The organism is Pseudonocardia oceanicola (assembly GCF_047200735.1).
Taxonomy (GTDB): Bacteria; Actinomycetota; Actinomycetes; order Mycobacteriales; family Pseudonocardiaceae; genus Pseudonocardia.
Map to the genome: position 1 here is coordinate 83,216 of NZ_JBJZON010000009.1, position 14,876 is coordinate 98,091.

The window sequence follows — 14,876 nt, forward strand, 5'->3', positions numbered from 1 at the left end:
ATCATCTAGAGCAGCCGCTCCGCCGTCTCCTCCGACTCGACCCACTCCAGCAGGTCGCCGGGCTGGCAGCCGAGCACCCGGCACATGGCGTCCAGGGTGCTGAACCGCACGGCCTTGGCCCGCCCGTTCTTGAGCACCGCCACGTTGGCCGGCGTGAGCCCCACCTTCTCGGCGAACTCCCCGACGCTCATCTTCCGCCTGGCCAGCTCGACGTCGATGCGCACGACGATCGCCATCAGATGACCGCCTCCATGTCCCTCCGCAGGGTCGTGGCCTGCCGCAGCAGCGCCCGCATCACCACCATCAGCAACCCCAGCACGGCGAGGCCGACCACCAGCAGGAACAGCAGCAGCGGCAGGCCCGGGTCGGTCGCGTGGAACCCGACATAGCCGAACACGCCGACCAGCACCAGCCAGGCGGCGGCGACGGCCCACACGATGGCGTCCACCCAGACCAGGGAGGCCGGGCTGAAGATGCGGTCCTTCCTGACCCGGGTCAGCAGCTTCCAGGTGGCGACGATGACCACCTGGACGCACAGCACCCAGAACACCGCGAGGGCGGTCAGGGGCCAGCGCAGGTACGCGAGCTCCGGGGACTCCCTCGCCATGTGGGCGAACTGCCCGGGCAGCGAGAGGGTCTGGAACATCACCAGCACCGCGAACAGCACCACGAGGAAGACCCGGAGCGGGAGTACCGCTCGATGCTCGGGAATCATGACGCGAGTATCGAGCGATATCTATCGAAAGTCAATCGATCAGCGCCCGCCTCAGCGTCGCCTCCGGGTGCCGAAGAGCCCCCGCGTGATCTCCCGACCGAGTTGGGTGGCCATGGACCGCATGAACGACCTGGCGGCCGGCGAGTCGAGGATCTGGGTCATCACGCCCGGCTCCTCCCGCTCCTCGCGGCGCTCGGGCTCCGGGGCCGGGGCCGGGGCCGGAACGACCTCGGCCGGCGGGGCGGCCTCGGCCAACTTCGCCGTGAGCTTCTCGTACGCGGACTCCCGGTCGATCGTCTCGCCGTACTTGGCGTAGAGCGGCGAGGTCCTCGCCGCCTCGGTCACGGCGGGCCCGCCGATCGCCGCCATCAGCGACCGCGGCGCCCGCATCCGCGCCCAGGCCACGGGCGTGGGCGCGCCCCGCTCGGACAGCACCGTGACGACGGCCTCGCCGGTGCCGAGGGTGGTGAGCGCCTCCTCCAGGTCGTAGACCTTCGAGACCGGGTAGGTCTTCACCGTCCTCGCCAGCGCCTTCTGGTCCTCCGGGGTGAAGGCCCGCAGCGCGTGCTGGATCCGCGCACCGAGCTGCGACAGCACGGCGTTGGGCACGTCCGTGGGCAGCTGGGTGCAGAAGAACACGCCCACCCCCTTCGACCGGATCAGCTTCACGGTCTGTTCGATGCGGGCGAGGAAGGCCTTCGACGCGTCCGTGAAGAGCAGGTGCGCCTCGTCGAAGAAGAACACCAGCTTGGGCTTGTCGAGGTCGCCGGCCTCGGGCAGGTCCTCGTACAGCTCCGCGAGCAGCCACATCAGGAAGGTGGAGAACAGCGTGGGGTTCGCAGCCTGCTCGGCGAGCTCCACCAGCGTGACGACACCCTTGCCGTCCACCTGGCGGAGCAGGTCGGCCGGCTCGAACTCGGGCTCGCCGAAGAAGTCCTCCCCGCCCTGGGCCTCGAGGTTCACCAGCGCGCGCAGGATGACCCCCGCCGTGGCGGGCGAGACGCCGCCGATCCCCTTGAGGTCCGCCTTGCCCTCGTCGCTGGTGAGGTGCGCGATGACCGCGCGGAGGTCCTTGGTGTCGAGCAGCGGCAGGTTCCGCTGGTCGGCCCAGTGGAAGATCAGCCCGAGCGTGGACTCCTGGGTGTCGTTCAGGTCGAGGACCTTCGACAGCAGGACGGGCCCGAACTGGGTGAGCGTGGCCCGGACCGGGATGGCGGAGGACTTCCCGCCGAGGGAGAGGAACTCGACGGGGAAGCCGGTGCCCACCCACTCGTCCCCGGTGTCCTTCGCCCGGCTCTGGATCTTCGGCCCGTCCTCCCCGGGCCGGGCGAGCCCGGACAGGTCGCCCTTGACGTCCGCCAGCAGCACGGGGACCCCGGCGGCGGAGAGCTGCTCGGCCAGCCCTTGCAGCGTCTTGGTCTTGCCGGTGCCCGTGGCCCCCGCGACCAGCCCGTGCCGGTTGAGCGTGGCGAACGGGATCCGGACGGGCGCCGACGGGTCCACCTGCCCGTCGACCATCACGGTGCCCAGCTCGAGGGCCGCGCCCTCGGTGGCGTACCCGGCGGCGATCTCCTGAGCGGCGCTCGACGTGTTCTCCCCCACGTCGGCGGAGCCTAGACCAGCGGTACGACAACCGGCGGGCCAGCGCTTACGCTGCGGGGCATGAACGACCGGTTGGTGTGGATCGACTGCGAGATGACCGGTCTCGACCTGCGGCGCGACGCGCTCATCGAGATCGCCGTGCTGGTCACGGACGGGAACCTGAAGGTGCTCGGCGAGGGCGTCGACCTGGTGATCCACGCCGACGACGAGACGCTGGGGCAGATGCCCGAGGTCGTCCGGGAGATGCACGCGCGGTCCGGTCTGACCGAGGAGGTGCGGGCGTCGACGATCACCCTCCGGGAGGCCGAGGAGGCCGTACTGGCCTACATCCGCGAGCACGTGCCCGATCCGGGCACCGCCCCGCTGGCCGGCAACTCGATCGCCACCGACCGCGGCTACCTGGCCCGGGACATGCCGGAGCTCGACGCCCACCTGCACTACCGGATGATCGACGTCAGCTCGCTCAAGGAGCTGGCCCGTCGCTGGTTCCCCCGGGTGTTCTACGCCAAGCCGGAGAAGGGCCTCGCCCACCGCGCGCTCGCGGACATCGAGGAGTCGATCCGCGAGCTCGAGTACTACCGGCGGACCCTGTTCGTGCAGCCCCCGGGCCCGACGTCCGACGAGGCCAGGGCCGCCGCGGCCGCGCTGGCACCCCCGCGGTGAACCCGCTCGACACGGCCTTGTAGAGTTCACGTCAGAACACCGGGGCGGCCCGGAGGTTCGATGGTGGGTGTAGCTCAGCTGGTAGAGCACCTGGTTGTGGTCCAGGAAGTCGCGGGTTCAAGTCCCGTCACTCACCCGGGGTCGCGGACCCCCTCGCACGACCTGCGGAGCGCGCCTGATAGCGTTTCGCCTGTCGCGCAAGGGACACCGGACGACCCGGTAGGACAATTGAACACATGCGCCGCTAGCTCAATCGGCAGAGCAGCTGACTCTTAATCAGCGGGTTGGGGGTTCGATTCCCTCGCGGCGCACTCACCTGCGGAAACGTAGCTTCCGGAGATCATCCGAGCAAGTGACACCCGCTGATTCCTCGTCAACGGGGCCGTCGTTCCCTGGGTCTCTCCGGTCTGCTCCGCCGATGGAGCCTCACTGTTGAGTTATCAACTAACACGACGAGGACGTCCCAGACGGCCTACGCGGCTCTAGCCCTAGCGGATACCCACGACCACGACAATCGGCGGTCAGTGAGCCAGACAGCGGCCCCTAACGGGCCGTCCCGCTCCGCTACCTCTAGCAACGCTTCCGCCTGGTGACGGACGACGCGCCACGTCTCGTTGGGGAGGCCAATCGTGTCGTCCCCACCCATGTCCTCCTGTGCGATCTCCTCGTCTGTCTGTTCGCCGACCCCGTACCGCTCCCGGGTCCCCTGGGACCACGTGAGGGTCCGGCGACGGTGGGCCGTCTGTTCGTACTCGGTCCACAGGTCGTAATCGTCCGCGTTCCCCGTAGCGAGGAAGTCCCTGAAGATCTGGAACGGGGTCCGGGAACCTCCCCGGCCCTGCTTCGTCGGCGACCCCGACACCTCGTGAGCGATCTTCGAGAGGTACACCCCGAGCGATCCCGATCCCCGGGCCACCACCCGAGCGTCAAGACCTCCCTTGTCGGCTACGGCCGTGAAGCCCCTCCGTGCCAGGGCACGTTCCCACCGCAGGAACCACCGCTCCGAGAGTTCGGTGACCATGTCCTGAGACATCGGCGAGTCGAAGAGGACGAGGATGTGCCGGTGCGGGTGCCACCCCGCATCCCCGTGAGTCACCTCGACGGCAGAGAGCCATCCGGTGATCCCGAACGTCTGCCACTCGTGGGCGTACGCCTTCCCCGACGACACCCGCGACCACGCGTAGGTCAGCGCGTCCCACACCTCACGAAGCCGGTGCCCCTTGTGATGGCGAAGGGTCAACGTCACGAGTGCTGCCGACCCACCAGCAGCGTGGACCTGGTCTACAACGTGGCCGATCTCCTCGGCCCTGCGAGCCCCCACCTTCGAAGCGCACACCGGGCACGTCATGACCCCGCACGACACCAGACCCGCGTAACCGGCGACCCGCTCACCAGGAGCCCCCGAGACACGCAGCACCGGACCACCGGCCTCCGTACGGGACACCCGGCCGCACTTCCGCACACCGGGAAGCGTCGACAGCTCCCAGAGGCGACGGCGCATCTGGTACTTCTCAGCCCGTCTACCAGCGGGGGAAGGGTTATCCACGTTCTTACCAAGCGGGGCCTTCGGCCCCGGGCCGCCCGCCCCTCCGGCCTCCGGCCTACGGGCGGCGGCCAGGCCAGGCCCGGTCACTGCACACCGCCCACGAGCCGGACGTAATCCGCGTACCCACCAGGGAGCCACGGGGTACGCAGACGGACCAGGGACCGGCCAGGAACGCTGAGGAGGCCGACACCGGGCAGGGCGCGGGAGTGCTCGGCGATCACGGCCGGATCGGCGTCGTGGAGCATCTTCACGGCATCCGGATCGGATCGGTAGGAAAGCCGGAACGAGCACTGGGCCCGTTCGAATCCACCGATCAGTGAGGCATCGGCACGTTGGGCGACCAACACAAGGCGAACACCCGCCTTCCGACCTTCACTGAGCAGTCGGGCCACCAGGGCGCGGATTCGCTTACCCATCTTCGAGTCCACCGAGTCCAGAAAACGGAGGAGCCCGGGATATTCCTCGATGACCACGACACGAAGCGGGTCGTCGTGGTTCAGCGGGAGTTCGTCCGAATCCTCGGGGATGCGTGAGGTCCGATCGTCCATGTCCGCTACAGCAGCGGTCAGGAACCGCTCTACATCATCCGGGCACGCCAACCCGAGCACTGAGTTCGGCCAGGGCCTCAGGAGAATCCCGCTAGGGTCGATCCCGTCAACCCGAATCGGATATCCGCCCCGCCTGTACCGGGCATAAGCGGAGAGCAGCGAATAGAGGAAGCTACTCTTACCGCTGCCCGTGGAGCCGACAACTACAGCGTGGCCAATGTCGGCAGGGTCGTCTACCACTAAGCGTTCCCCATCGTCGGAAGCTCCGATCAGAATCGGGCCACCGTTCACGAACGCGAGCGGTCCGCGCCCCAGGGGGTCGGAGGCCAATAGGCTGACGACGACTGAATCCCCGTTACCTATCGGCTCCACCCGCAACCCCCAGGCCCCGAGATAGGGAGCGATACGCGGGGCAAGAGTCCGCACATCGTTCGCAGTCATTCCAGGTTCGAGTCGCACTGAAAGAGTGCGCTTCGTCAGATCGACCATGACGACCTTCGGCGGGACCTCAGTCGTCCCCGAGACGGTTTCAACCTTCCTGACGAGACCAGCACCCCGGCACGCCCGATCCCACGCATCCGTCAGGGACTGAACCTCCATCTCGTCCAGGTCCACCGCAGTGAGCTGCCTACGACGCCACATCACGCGGCCTTCCTGCCGAACAACGGCACCACGTTGTCGGTCCTCGGGTACTCCCCTTGCGACAGCGGGACCTCTGCCGGGAGGTCCATCACGATCACCTGCTCGGCAGGGTCGTGACCGGCGGCCCACGGCACCGGACTGCGGTATAGCGTCACTCGGAGCCATCCGCGATCACGCGGGACGAGTAGAACGGCGATGTAGCCGCACAACATCGCGAGTAGAACGATGCTGATATGAACGGGTGCGAGCCACCAGACCCACACGGCGAAATCCCACAGCCGGGCGAGAATCCAGCCAATAACGGACATTGTTTCTCCTCTCAGGACATACGAAGGGACCGGCCCCGGGCACAATGGGGCCGGTCCCGAGGGGGAGCGGTCTAGTTGGCGGGTGGCATCGCGGTACACGATGCGAACGGACCCGAGGCGGTGTTACTCGCGACGACCTTTCCGTCCTGTAGGACTTCGCACGTCACCTTCCCGCCGTCCTGGTCCAGGATCGCCGAGACGTGCACGAAGTTGATGAGGGACGAGAAGGTCTCCCCGATCTCCCACGGGAGGGAGACGTCAGAGACCGACGCTGATCCGGTGTCCGTCTGGTAATCGATTCGGACGTCTGATCCCGACCCGGTGACGCGGTAGGTGTAGGTAACCGGCTTCCCAGCCTCGGTGATCGCCGAATCAACGGCGGCGGTGCACGCGCCGAAACCGACGATCGGTGCGACGACGATGACGAGGACCAGGACGATCCACGGCCACACGCGACGCTTCCGCTTCGGCTGGGGGTACCACCCGGGCGGGGGCTGATTCGGATTGTAGCTGTGCTGGCTCACATCGGTTTCCTTCCATATACGGTTCATCTACAGATTGCGGAGATAACCCGATTCGACACGGGCGGCTTCCCGATTCGCCCAACGCTCACAGTCGGCAGGATCGGGGCACGGGGACAGGTCGCACACCGGGCACAGATTGCGGTTGTAGGTCTCTTCCGCGTAATCGCGCTGATCGTCCATCACGCGGCCTTCGGAGCCTGGTTGGCTCCCTCCACACCGTCCGCACGAAGACTAGTAGCAGCACGGCCGGTCTGACTGTTTACGTAGACGTTCGCTCGAAGGTTCACGAACTTGACGGGCGCGAACTGTCGGGCGGTCGGCTCCTCGTGAGAGGCGACGGTCACCGCGACCACCTCCGCACGCATCGAATCGTCATCCGCCGAGAAGCAATCCATTGTCCAGAGCGGCGTACCGTTCTCGTCCTTAGCCTGATTACCGGACCGACGACGCTCGCCGTTCGTCAGCTCCACGTACTCAGCCTTCGGAATGACCTTGCCGCTGAAGATGAGGGTGGTCCGGTTGGTGTCCAGGTAGAGCCTCACTGTGGTTCCTCTCTCGGGTGTGTGTTGTTGTGCCTATCGGCTGTTAGCAAACCTTGTATTCGTGTTCAATTTCGACGGTGACCGACGATCGGGGTAGACCGTTCCGCTCGGCGAGGAGGTACGCACCTTCCCGGTACGAACGGGCGCGGCCGATGACTTCTCCCTCGGACTCCACGACATAGACGTCCCGGCGACCGGTGGCGCCGTACTTGTCCAGGACGATCTCTCCGCCGAAATCGAGTTCACCGCACGTCACAAGCGCCCGACCCGGCCGGACCACATCGACCAGGACCAGCACCATGCACAGGGCCAACTGACCCGGCAGCTCCGTACGCATCCCGCAACCTCCGCCACTCTCGCCAACCTCGCAACGGCGCCGAAGCTAGCAGAGGTCTCGCCAACCTCGCAAGCCTCGCAACGCAAGACCCGCCACTCCCGCAGATCTCGCAGGTCGGGCATGATGTCCGGGTGGATCGCAGCGGGCTTGTAACGACCGGGAAGGCAGCGGCAGCCGTCGGTGTCAGCCATCGGACCCTGCTGCACTGGGTCACTCAGGGGCGTATCAAGCCGACGTGGACGACCCCGAGCGGTCAACACAGGTGGTCCGTCGAGGACCTACAGCGGCAACTAGACGAGTTGCCTCACGACGACCGGACGTAGTTGTAGGAACCCCACAGGCCGGCCCTCGGGAGCTCAAATCACCGACCAGGGACAACGGTCTACCTCCGTTGTCGGGTTCGTACACCTTCCGCCCCGCTCCCCACAGGGCACGACACCGCCCGCCCGGCGTCCAGGGACCGCTACGCTCGGCTACGCCGCCCTGGACACCAGACGACCGGCGCCGAGGTCTACAGACACCGGGGCTCCGCAGGAGGATGGTCAGCCCCCACCAGAGAGGACCACGAGATGCCTGCTACCGCTGACGACCGGATCGCTGAGCCGATGGTGTGCGGCCGGTGCGGCGCCCGGGTCCTGATCGCCGTCGCTGACAGGTGCGCCGATTGCGTCGCGGACATGGGACTCCGCCACCCGGAGGAACACGCCGTGTGGCGTGAGGAAGTCAGGGAGCGGTACACCCGCCGGTAGGCGGGGCAAGGCGCGCCGCTGGTCAGCCCCCACGTCCCCCCGGACGCTTGACCAAGATCGCCACGCCCCGCCCCAACTGGGACATTACAACACTCGGGGTACATGTCACGCCCAACCGGTCTACTCGGTGGTAGCGGTTGACGGTGTGGATCACGTAGGTGACGCTGGCACCCGCAGCGGCCCCCCTCCGCTGTGCGGCACGCCCCACACACCCCCCGTGGGGCGTGCCACTTAAACCTCGGTGACCCGCGACAACGAACCGTCCGGCTGCACAATGAACGTCCCGTACGGGGTCCGATAAGCGAACGGCGAGCCCGCATCGAGGTGGTCCAGAATCGCCTGCCCGTCCGGCATCCCAAGGTCCCGGAACATCTCAGCGCGACGTCGAATGTCGTCAACCGCCGTGATCGGTGTGTCGAAGATGCTCATCGGACCTCCCGATCCTCCGGGAGAGCGGCCGCAACGGCGAGGAAGTCCACAAGCCGCGTTCCGAGAACGTCCATTACATCGCCCGCGGAAGGGCCGGCGAAGGTAAAGAGATCCCGGGCGTACTCCGCCCACGATTGATACGCCTGGTACTTCCGGGAGGTAGTCGGCGCAGACGCGTCCACGCGGACGATCGGATTTCGCAACCGGTCCGGTAGACCTTTCGGGACTCCCGCCGACTCCTCGATACCCTTAATCCGAATCGCCACGGTTCGCCCATCGAAGTTCCGCCAGACGCCGAAAGTATTCAGATTCACGCTCGGCGCGCTGAGCTGCCCGTTCCTCGTCATCCGGCAGTGATAGTTGCTTCATATACCGGGCATACGACTCCCCGGCCACGCGGATTTCAGCAATAAGGGGGTTAATCACGGGCTGCTTCATACTGCCCTTTACTGAGTACTCGGGATCTGCGTTGAAGACCGCTCGGAGGTTCGCAATCGTGTCAAGCTGCCGACACGCAAGCTCCAGAATCCGGTACTCATCCGGCCTGAGCCGCAATGCCTCGTCGCTAACAACCTCATCCCACAATGCCCCGCCGTCGGAGCCTAGATCGGTGGGTCTGTCCACTCGTAAACCTTTCCTTATGGCGCCGGAATGGCGCTCGGTATTAAAATCAGGGTCTCGCACGCTGGGCGGATGGCTCGGCAGCATTACGGGCCGATCAAGAGAGGGGCCCAGGGGGAACCTCCCCTGGGCCCATCGATCATCCGTTCTGCGGACGATCATATCCGGAATGAGAAGCAGAATGCAACCCTCGGAACGAAAGAATCTGCACGACTTTCCCGCTACGCCCACACTGCTGTATCCGGGTCGCCATCCTCGTTATCCGAATGCCCGTACGTAGCGACACCGCGAATAGCGGGACGAATAACGCCGATACCACTCGTCACGCCAAGCCACGCCCATTCCTCATCCGTAATGTGTAGACGACCCGAGGCCGTAGCAGGGTTACGCTCGTACGCGTAGTTCCCATCTGTCTCACTCACGTACCCTTCCGGGTTCCGGATAAGACGTAACAGAGCCTCGGCTTTAACGAGATTAACGATTGACTCATCCACGGATGAAACGTCCACACGGGTAGCAATCAGGGCTTCTATATCCTGAACCCTTGATTCGATAATCCTTGATTCGCTTGGGTCCAATTCCCTTCCTAGCCTAGCTTCAATCTCTGGTATCACTTGGCTCCTTCGTCGCGTGGTATTCGTCGATAGCATCGCCGAGATCGATTAGTGCACGCCATTGACGGTCTAGATGTTCAGGGACCGATTCGCCCCGCGCTTGGTACGCGTGAATCCTGTTGAGAACCTTTCGTTGGTGACCATTGAAAGTCGCACACATCCTTGAACACCATCCGGGCGTATTCGGGTGGACTCTTCGGCCACATCCCTCACGGCGACACCTTGGGATTGCTTGGTTCGGTTTCACATCAGTCCTGCTACGTAATCGTGTGAGTCAGGCCCGGAAAGGGGCCCATTCAAGGGCCCCTGACCAGGTATTTCTAATGGCGGAATACGGTCCCGAGGGTAGTTATACCGGGGTAGACCCCGAAACCCTCTGACCAGGCGTTTCTAATGAACGGAGATCCCGTGTCCGAGGACGGCCAGAACCCGGACCGGATCAGGCTCATACCCACGCCCAACGGCCTCGGCGTACTGAACGAGGTTGCGGGTGTACCTGACGAGATCCGGCTCGGTAGCGGCACGCTTAGCTAGCTTTAGGGCGAGGTCTACACGCGCCGTGCGGTCGTCCACGTTCGGACCGGACTTATCGACCCAGACGTAATCGGGGACGGGAACCGGGGTGAACTCCGGCGCATCTTGGGGCGCCCTCGGACGACACAGGTCGCAATACCGCTGCCTACCGGAACGGGGCGCGTAAACGTCCCCGCACTGATCGCATGTCTTCTCCCGATACTGCATTACTCATCATCACATTCTCTCCTCTCTGTAGTTGGATTACTTAGGCGAACGGGATATGCCGGGTATCGGCCTCGAACGGGGTCACAAGGTCCAGGCGGCCACCGCTACGCGGAATAGCGACGTGCGGCGCGAGAGCATGAAGCGAGAGATCACGATCGTTATGGGCGTAACCGACGATGAGCCTCACCGCTTCCTCCGCCTGGTCCTCGGACACGACCCCGAGCCGTGCGACGATGACGGAAGCTGAGCGCGGAGTCTTCCCGAACTCGTCCCGACCCGTGAGGAGACGTGCGAGACCCTGGTACGCGTTCCACAGCGCGTGCAGCGGAGCAACCGCCGTCTTCGCGTCCTGTAGCGCCACTGAGACGTCCGGCGAGACGTCCAGAGGGTTAACCCCGGTGAGATCCGGAATCCGCTCTACGGCCTCGGTGAAAGCCGGTGCGGCGGCGTTATACGTGGTGGTGATCTCCTCGAACAGTGTGAAGATGTGCGGGCGAATAGTCCCGGTCACCTGATCCTCACCGATGCGATTGAGAGTCCCGTAAATTCGAGTCTGGTCGACGTTGGCAACGGAGAGAGCGAGGACGAGATCGGCAACCGCCGAATCGTACTCATCCTGCGTAGTCGCAGCGGCTACCTTCGCCTCTGCCTCCCGGGTACCCGGAAGCGACGTCGGACGGAACTTCGCCCGGTTGAGAGCGTCGGTAACATCCTCGGGAACCGTGATACCGGCGGCGACGAGGTTAGCGACCACACTACGAATATCGTTAATAGCACTCATATCTATTCTCCCTTAGTTAACGTGGATAGTGAAAGCGGCGCCATTGCCCCGGCGGCGCTGACGGTCGAAAGCGTCGGAAAGGGCCTGGCGGAACTCATCCTCGGGGGACGGCGGGGGACCCTCACTCCCGAGGGCCTGTGTGTGATCGGTAGCGGGCACCCGCTCCGGTGCGGCACGCCCGCCGGACTCGAACGGGTCCGGGTGATCGTCTATCCACCCGAGCGACCGGGCCGCGTGAGTCGCCTGTTCGTTTAGCTGACGGGCGAAAGCCTCGGCGAACTCATCGCGAGGATTAGTCATTATCGGTCTCCCTTATAAGTGCGTCTAGGAACTCATTTAGTTCGCGTAGGTCTGGCAACGTCAGGAACCTGACGTATAACATAATCTCTAGTAATGTGGGGTCATCGCCCTGAACCTGTTTACGACCCATCCGCGAAATCCGGATAACCGGCGCGGACGTCCTCGGCGTCGACGTCCAGGTACGTGCACAGTCGGTCAAGGTTCTTCGGAGCCGGGCGGGAATCGCCACGGCACCACTTGTAGACGGTGCTCGCGCCCCAATTCAGTCGGCGGGCGATATCCGCCTCCGACTTACCGCTTCGCAGGATCGCCCTCCGGATACCCTGGGCTAGCAACTCGCGTTCGGTCATGGTGACCTCCTTTCGTAATCGTCATCAGACATAGTGTGGACACACGAATAGCCCCGGTGCCGTACTCACCGGGGAGATTGAGAGGGAGAAACCTCGAACCCCGGTCAGGCTGGGAGACCCTGACCGGGGACGAGGGAGCGCCTACAGAAGCGGCGCTCATGTTCACGAGAGAGGAGAACGCGAACGGACTGGAGAGGGATGCTCCCTTACCCCTCCACTTATTACCGGAGTTGCCTCATACGCAGATGACGAATGCTTTAAGCGGCTCTAGTCGTGTACGCGGACAACCGGTGAAGATCCCGAAATCACGGATATCCTCCATCGGCCACGCACGGGCGGGCTTCCACTTCCGCTCCGGAATATCGATGAACGTCATCAACGGAAACGGACGGGAGTCCCGGGCCTTGTATGTCGGCTTCACGTACGTATCCACGTGCGGAGCGTCCGACCCGACGACGTCACGCACGTTCGGCACCGTGCGCCCGACTCGCAGACCATCGCGAGGAACCGACGCGGAACGCCACCACTCATGATCCGGACCCGGCTCAGTGTCGTATGCGGTTGGCTGGGTCCATCCGTCAGTCGGAGGAACCGTCGAGGTCGCTGTGTACCCCAGACCACGGAGGATGTCGGACAGGCCGTGTAGCCGATCCCCTGGCGGATCACTCGGGGCGACGAGTTCCACGAGCGTAGAGAGCCGCTCAGCCCCCAATACCGTGCCCTCCTCCGGGACTACCTCGGAGTCGTCGAGCGCGAGGACGTCGCGGACGAGGGACGGGCGGAACCCGGTGTCGGACTCACCGGGGACACCCTCGGTTGGATCCTCGGGGTTACCAGGCTTGCGAGGTCGCTTCCCATCCGCCGAACGTTCCCTCCGGATCGCGGCGGCGACCTCACGGCGGGCGATCGGTGAGTCATCCGGCCTCACCTCCTCACCGAGGTCGACAGGCTCCGAGTCGTCCGACGGGATCGTGACCGGGTAAGCGGTGAGATCGGTAGACCTCGTGTACCGCTGTAGCCGGTTCTTCCTCACGCGCTTACACGACGGCGAACACGTGAGCTTCGACTTCGGACCTGTGAACGTGGTACCGCATTCCGTACAGACAAGGTCGGCCATCACACGACCCCGGACGACCACACGACGGACGGATTGTCCAGGTTCTCAACTCTCGTCCGTCTACGCACGCGGAGCCGGGTGTCACGCCCGGCGAGGATCGCACCGTGAGCGTGGACGAGTTCGATCTCGTCCCCGTGGTCGATCACCTGAATGATCGCCCGGGAACCGTCGGGCGTCTGTACGTTGTCGCCGAATCGGACGGATTCGGCACTGATAAGCTTCTCAATCGTCGTCATTTCTTCCTCCTCTATCGTTACGTCGGCAGGCTTAGATGCCTGCCCTATCGTCGCGGCCGACCGTGGCCGCTCTACGCATTCGTTCGTTATGTCGGATCGCCTCGAAAGCGATCCTCTACGTCCTGCGACCCTTCGAGGGGTCGCCCGTCGCTTCGCTCTCGGACATTCTGCGGCCCTGTAAGGGGCCGCCCCGTACGTTCGTCGCGTCCTCTCGGTGACCACCTCCCAGTGGTCACACGTCGTCCGCTCTACGTCGCTCGCTACGCGGAGGTACCTCCCAGTACCTCCTACTCGCTCTCACTCACCGGCGAGCCTCGGAGGGCTCGCACACGAAACGTTAAGTGGGGGGTGGTGTGAGGTACGAACACCTATAGGGGGGATCACCACCACCACCACTTCCCACCGCTCTAGACCCTGGTCCACACAGCGGCCTTCCCGTCGCCGTCCCTCCGCAGCATCGCGGATAGCGCGCCACGCATAAGCGAGTCACGACACGTCGCGTTAGATTTCCCGAACTTCTCTGCGAGAGCCCCGGCCGTCTCGTTCAACCCCTTGCCTTGGCAATCGTTGACGACGTAATCCGCCATCTCGGCGTTCTGATCCAGCGTCTCCGGTGCCCGTTTCTGTTTCGGCTTCTCCTCCTCGTCCTTCTTCACCCACGGTCCCCGAGATATCACCCGGTAATCCGGACCCGTCTTCGGCTCGGCGATAATCTCGATCGGCTGGTCCAACTTGTTCGATTGCACGATTAGCCCCGTGTTCCCCCCTCGAAACTGCTTCTTCGACGTCTGCCGAACCTGAATCCACACCCGGGATTTCTGCACGCTATTCGACATACCCATAGGCGGAGCCCCGTGGACAACGTTAGTCCGACCATGCTCCGATTCGTGGTGAATCACGACGACCGGGATACCTCGAAGGACCAGACGGTTTAGACCGTCATACACCGTAGAGATTGCGGGTGTGTCGTTAGAATCCCCGGTCGCTCCCATAAGGTTGTCCAGTACTGCGAAGTTTCGGCCAGAATCAATAAGGTGATCCGTTAAGGCGGTCCACTCCTCCGGACGCCTCGTGACCCCGATTGAGTACATCGGGATATCGAGATCTGCGTCCGTAGCTAGTGCCATCCGCTCGGCGTACTCCTCCTGTACCCCCGGATCGGTACACAGGATCACCGGGCGCCACTCCTTAAACGGGTCGGTCGGTTGCATCCCGAGGAACTCACGGTCCGCCAGGACGAGAGAAAGGAGCATAGAAGAGACGAGGTACGATTTACCGACGTTCGATCGCCCATAGATCATCGTCGCGGAACTACTTATTAGGTCCTCGAAGACCCACCGTTCAGTCTCCTGTGCTCGCGCCTTCGCCTCCGCGAAGGTCAGGACCGGGAACCGGGTTGCGATATCAATTGTCACTTCGCTCTCCTCATGCAGTAGTTCGAACAATATTTACGCGGCGCCCCGGTTCGCTTATTCATCGCCACCGGGGCGTCACAACGGTGGCAATAGCCG

At 64.3% G+C, this 14,876-nt stretch carries 18 protein-coding genes and 2 tRNA genes; 3 read left to right on the plus strand and 17 right to left on the minus strand.

The annotated features are described in order from the left end of the window. Positions 1-5: 5 nt before the first annotated feature. The 3 genes from ACL02T_RS15230 to ACL02T_RS15240 are packed head-to-tail and all read right to left on the minus strand — an operon-like array spanning position 6 to position 2,317. On the minus strand, positions 6-236 hold the full coding sequence (locus ACL02T_RS15230; protein WP_412831365.1) for a helix-turn-helix domain-containing protein: 231 nt from the start codon (positions 234-236) through the stop codon (positions 6-8). Continuing rightward, the gene (locus tag ACL02T_RS15235) at positions 236-715 is read right to left on the minus strand and encodes a DUF2975 domain-containing protein (protein WP_412831366.1); all 480 of its coding nucleotides are present in this window, start codon (positions 713-715) and stop codon (positions 236-238) included. Before ACL02T_RS15235 ends, ACL02T_RS15230 begins: the two co-directional genes overlap by 1 nt. A gap of 51 nt (positions 716-766) precedes the next feature. Continuing rightward, positions 767-2,317: a helicase HerA-like domain-containing protein gene (locus ACL02T_RS15240; RefSeq protein ID WP_412831367.1), complete on the minus strand. Its 1,551-nt coding sequence runs from the start codon at positions 2,315-2,317 to the stop codon at positions 767-769. A gap of 60 nt (positions 2,318-2,377) precedes the next feature. Between ACL02T_RS15240 and orn the strand changes: the two genes are divergently transcribed. The 3 genes from orn (at position 2,378) to ACL02T_RS15255 (ending at position 3,291) form a co-directional block, all read left to right on the plus strand. Further along, complete coding sequence (orn, locus tag ACL02T_RS15245; protein WP_412831368.1) at positions 2,378-2,980, plus strand: oligoribonuclease; 603 nt, start codon at positions 2,378-2,380, stop codon at positions 2,978-2,980. A 63-nt stretch (positions 2,981-3,043) separates the two neighbouring features. Further along, a tRNA-His gene (locus ACL02T_RS15250) sits at positions 3,044-3,116 on the plus strand. A gap of 102 nt (positions 3,117-3,218) precedes the next feature. Beyond that, a tRNA-Lys gene (locus ACL02T_RS15255) sits at positions 3,219-3,291 on the plus strand. 161 nt (positions 3,292-3,452) lie between these two features. Here ACL02T_RS15255 and ACL02T_RS15260 read toward each other — a convergent pair. The 14 genes from ACL02T_RS15260 to ACL02T_RS15325 all read right to left on the minus strand — a co-directional run bounded on the left by ACL02T_RS15260 (position 3,453) and on the right by ACL02T_RS15325 (position 14,780). Beyond that, entirely contained in the window at positions 3,453-4,481 is a 1,029-nt protein-coding gene (locus tag ACL02T_RS15260) for a protein rep (RefSeq protein ID WP_412831369.1), read from the minus strand. Positions 4,482-4,609: 128 nt separating this feature from the next. Further along, positions 4,610-5,689, minus strand: coding sequence for a hypothetical protein (locus ACL02T_RS15265; RefSeq protein ID WP_412831370.1), 1,080 nt, complete (start codon positions 5,687-5,689; stop codon positions 4,610-4,612). Between the two features lie 26 nt (positions 5,690-5,715). After that, complete coding sequence (locus ACL02T_RS15270; RefSeq protein ID WP_412831371.1) at positions 5,716-6,024, minus strand: hypothetical protein; 309 nt, start codon at positions 6,022-6,024, stop codon at positions 5,716-5,718. 71 nt (positions 6,025-6,095) lie between these two features. After that, positions 6,096-6,548, minus strand: coding sequence for a hypothetical protein (locus tag ACL02T_RS15275; RefSeq protein ID WP_412831372.1), 453 nt, complete (start codon positions 6,546-6,548; stop codon positions 6,096-6,098). A 179-nt stretch (positions 6,549-6,727) separates the two neighbouring features. Then, a complete protein-coding gene (locus ACL02T_RS15280) occupies positions 6,728-7,090 on the minus strand; it encodes a hypothetical protein (RefSeq protein ID WP_412831373.1) in 363 nt (120 codons plus the stop codon). Positions 7,091-7,133: 43 nt separating this feature from the next. Next, positions 7,134-7,427 carry a hypothetical protein gene (locus tag ACL02T_RS15285; protein ID WP_412831374.1) on the minus strand — a complete coding sequence of 98 codons (294 nt, stop codon included), beginning with the start codon at positions 7,425-7,427 and terminating at the stop codon, positions 7,134-7,136. A 980-nt stretch (positions 7,428-8,407) separates the two neighbouring features. Next, on the minus strand, positions 8,408-8,605 hold the full coding sequence (locus ACL02T_RS15290) for a hypothetical protein (protein WP_412831375.1): 198 nt from the start codon (positions 8,603-8,605) through the stop codon (positions 8,408-8,410). Further along, positions 8,602-8,952: a hypothetical protein gene (locus tag ACL02T_RS15295; protein WP_412831376.1), complete on the minus strand. Its 351-nt coding sequence runs from the start codon at positions 8,950-8,952 to the stop codon at positions 8,602-8,604. The genes ACL02T_RS15290 and ACL02T_RS15295 overlap by 4 nt, the downstream gene beginning before the upstream one ends. A 495-nt stretch (positions 8,953-9,447) precedes the next feature. After that, complete coding sequence (locus ACL02T_RS15300; RefSeq protein ID WP_412831377.1) at positions 9,448-9,876, minus strand: Gp19/Gp15/Gp42 family protein; 429 nt, start codon at positions 9,874-9,876, stop codon at positions 9,448-9,450. Between the two features lie 745 nt (positions 9,877-10,621). After that, the gene (locus ACL02T_RS15305) at positions 10,622-11,335 is read right to left on the minus strand and encodes a hypothetical protein (RefSeq protein ID WP_412831378.1); all 714 of its coding nucleotides are present in this window, start codon (positions 11,333-11,335) and stop codon (positions 10,622-10,624) included. A gap of 446 nt (positions 11,336-11,781) precedes the next feature. Beyond that, complete coding sequence (locus ACL02T_RS15310; protein WP_412831379.1) at positions 11,782-12,012, minus strand: helix-turn-helix domain-containing protein; 231 nt, start codon at positions 12,010-12,012, stop codon at positions 11,782-11,784. Between the two features lie 235 nt (positions 12,013-12,247). Then, positions 12,248-13,129 carry a hypothetical protein gene (locus ACL02T_RS15315; protein ID WP_412831380.1) on the minus strand — a complete coding sequence of 294 codons (882 nt, stop codon included), beginning with the start codon at positions 13,127-13,129 and terminating at the stop codon, positions 12,248-12,250. After that, positions 13,129-13,365 (minus strand): hypothetical protein, encoded by a 237-nt coding sequence (locus ACL02T_RS15320; RefSeq protein WP_412831381.1) that lies wholly within the window; start codon positions 13,363-13,365, stop codon positions 13,129-13,131. Before ACL02T_RS15320 ends, ACL02T_RS15315 begins: the two co-directional genes overlap by 1 nt. 407 nt (positions 13,366-13,772) lie before the next feature. After that, a complete protein-coding gene (locus ACL02T_RS15325) occupies positions 13,773-14,780 on the minus strand; it encodes an AAA family ATPase (RefSeq protein ID WP_412831382.1) in 1,008 nt (335 codons plus the stop codon). Positions 14,781-14,876: the final 96 nt, after the last annotated feature.

Coding starts and splice junctions, on each gene's coding strand:
- ACL02T_RS15230 (WP_412831365.1), bottom strand. CDS start 236: ATGGCGATCGTCGTGCGCATCGACGTCGAGCTGGCCAGGCGGAAGATG.
- ACL02T_RS15235 (WP_412831366.1), bottom strand. CDS start 715: ATGATTCCCGAGCATCGAGCGGTACTCCCGCTCCGGGTCTTCCTCGTG.
- orn (WP_412831368.1), top strand. CDS start 2,378: ATGAACGACCGGTTGGTGTGGATCGACTGCGAGATGACCGGTCTCGAC.
- ACL02T_RS15260 (WP_412831369.1), bottom strand. CDS start 4,481: ATGCGCCGTCGCCTCTGGGAGCTGTCGACGCTTCCCGGTGTGCGGAAG.
- ACL02T_RS15270 (WP_412831371.1), bottom strand. CDS start 6,024: ATGTCCGTTATTGGCTGGATTCTCGCCCGGCTGTGGGATTTCGCCGTG.
- ACL02T_RS15285 (WP_412831374.1), bottom strand. CDS start 7,427: ATGCGTACGGAGCTGCCGGGTCAGTTGGCCCTGTGCATGGTGCTGGTC.
- ACL02T_RS15290 (WP_412831375.1), bottom strand. CDS start 8,605: ATGAGCATCTTCGACACACCGATCACGGCGGTTGACGACATTCGACGT.
- ACL02T_RS15295 (WP_412831376.1), bottom strand. CDS start 8,952: ATGACGAGGAACGGGCAGCTCAGCGCGCCGAGCGTGAATCTGAATACT.
- ACL02T_RS15300 (WP_412831377.1), bottom strand. CDS start 9,876: ATGCTATCGACGAATACCACGCGACGAAGGAGCCAAGTGATACCAGAG.
- ACL02T_RS15310 (WP_412831379.1), bottom strand. CDS start 12,012: ATGACCGAACGCGAGTTGCTAGCCCAGGGTATCCGGAGGGCGATCCTG.
- ACL02T_RS15315 (WP_412831380.1), bottom strand. CDS start 13,129: ATGGCCGACCTTGTCTGTACGGAATGCGGTACCACGTTCACAGGTCCG.
- ACL02T_RS15320 (WP_412831381.1), bottom strand. CDS start 13,365: ATGACGACGATTGAGAAGCTTATCAGTGCCGAATCCGTCCGATTCGGC.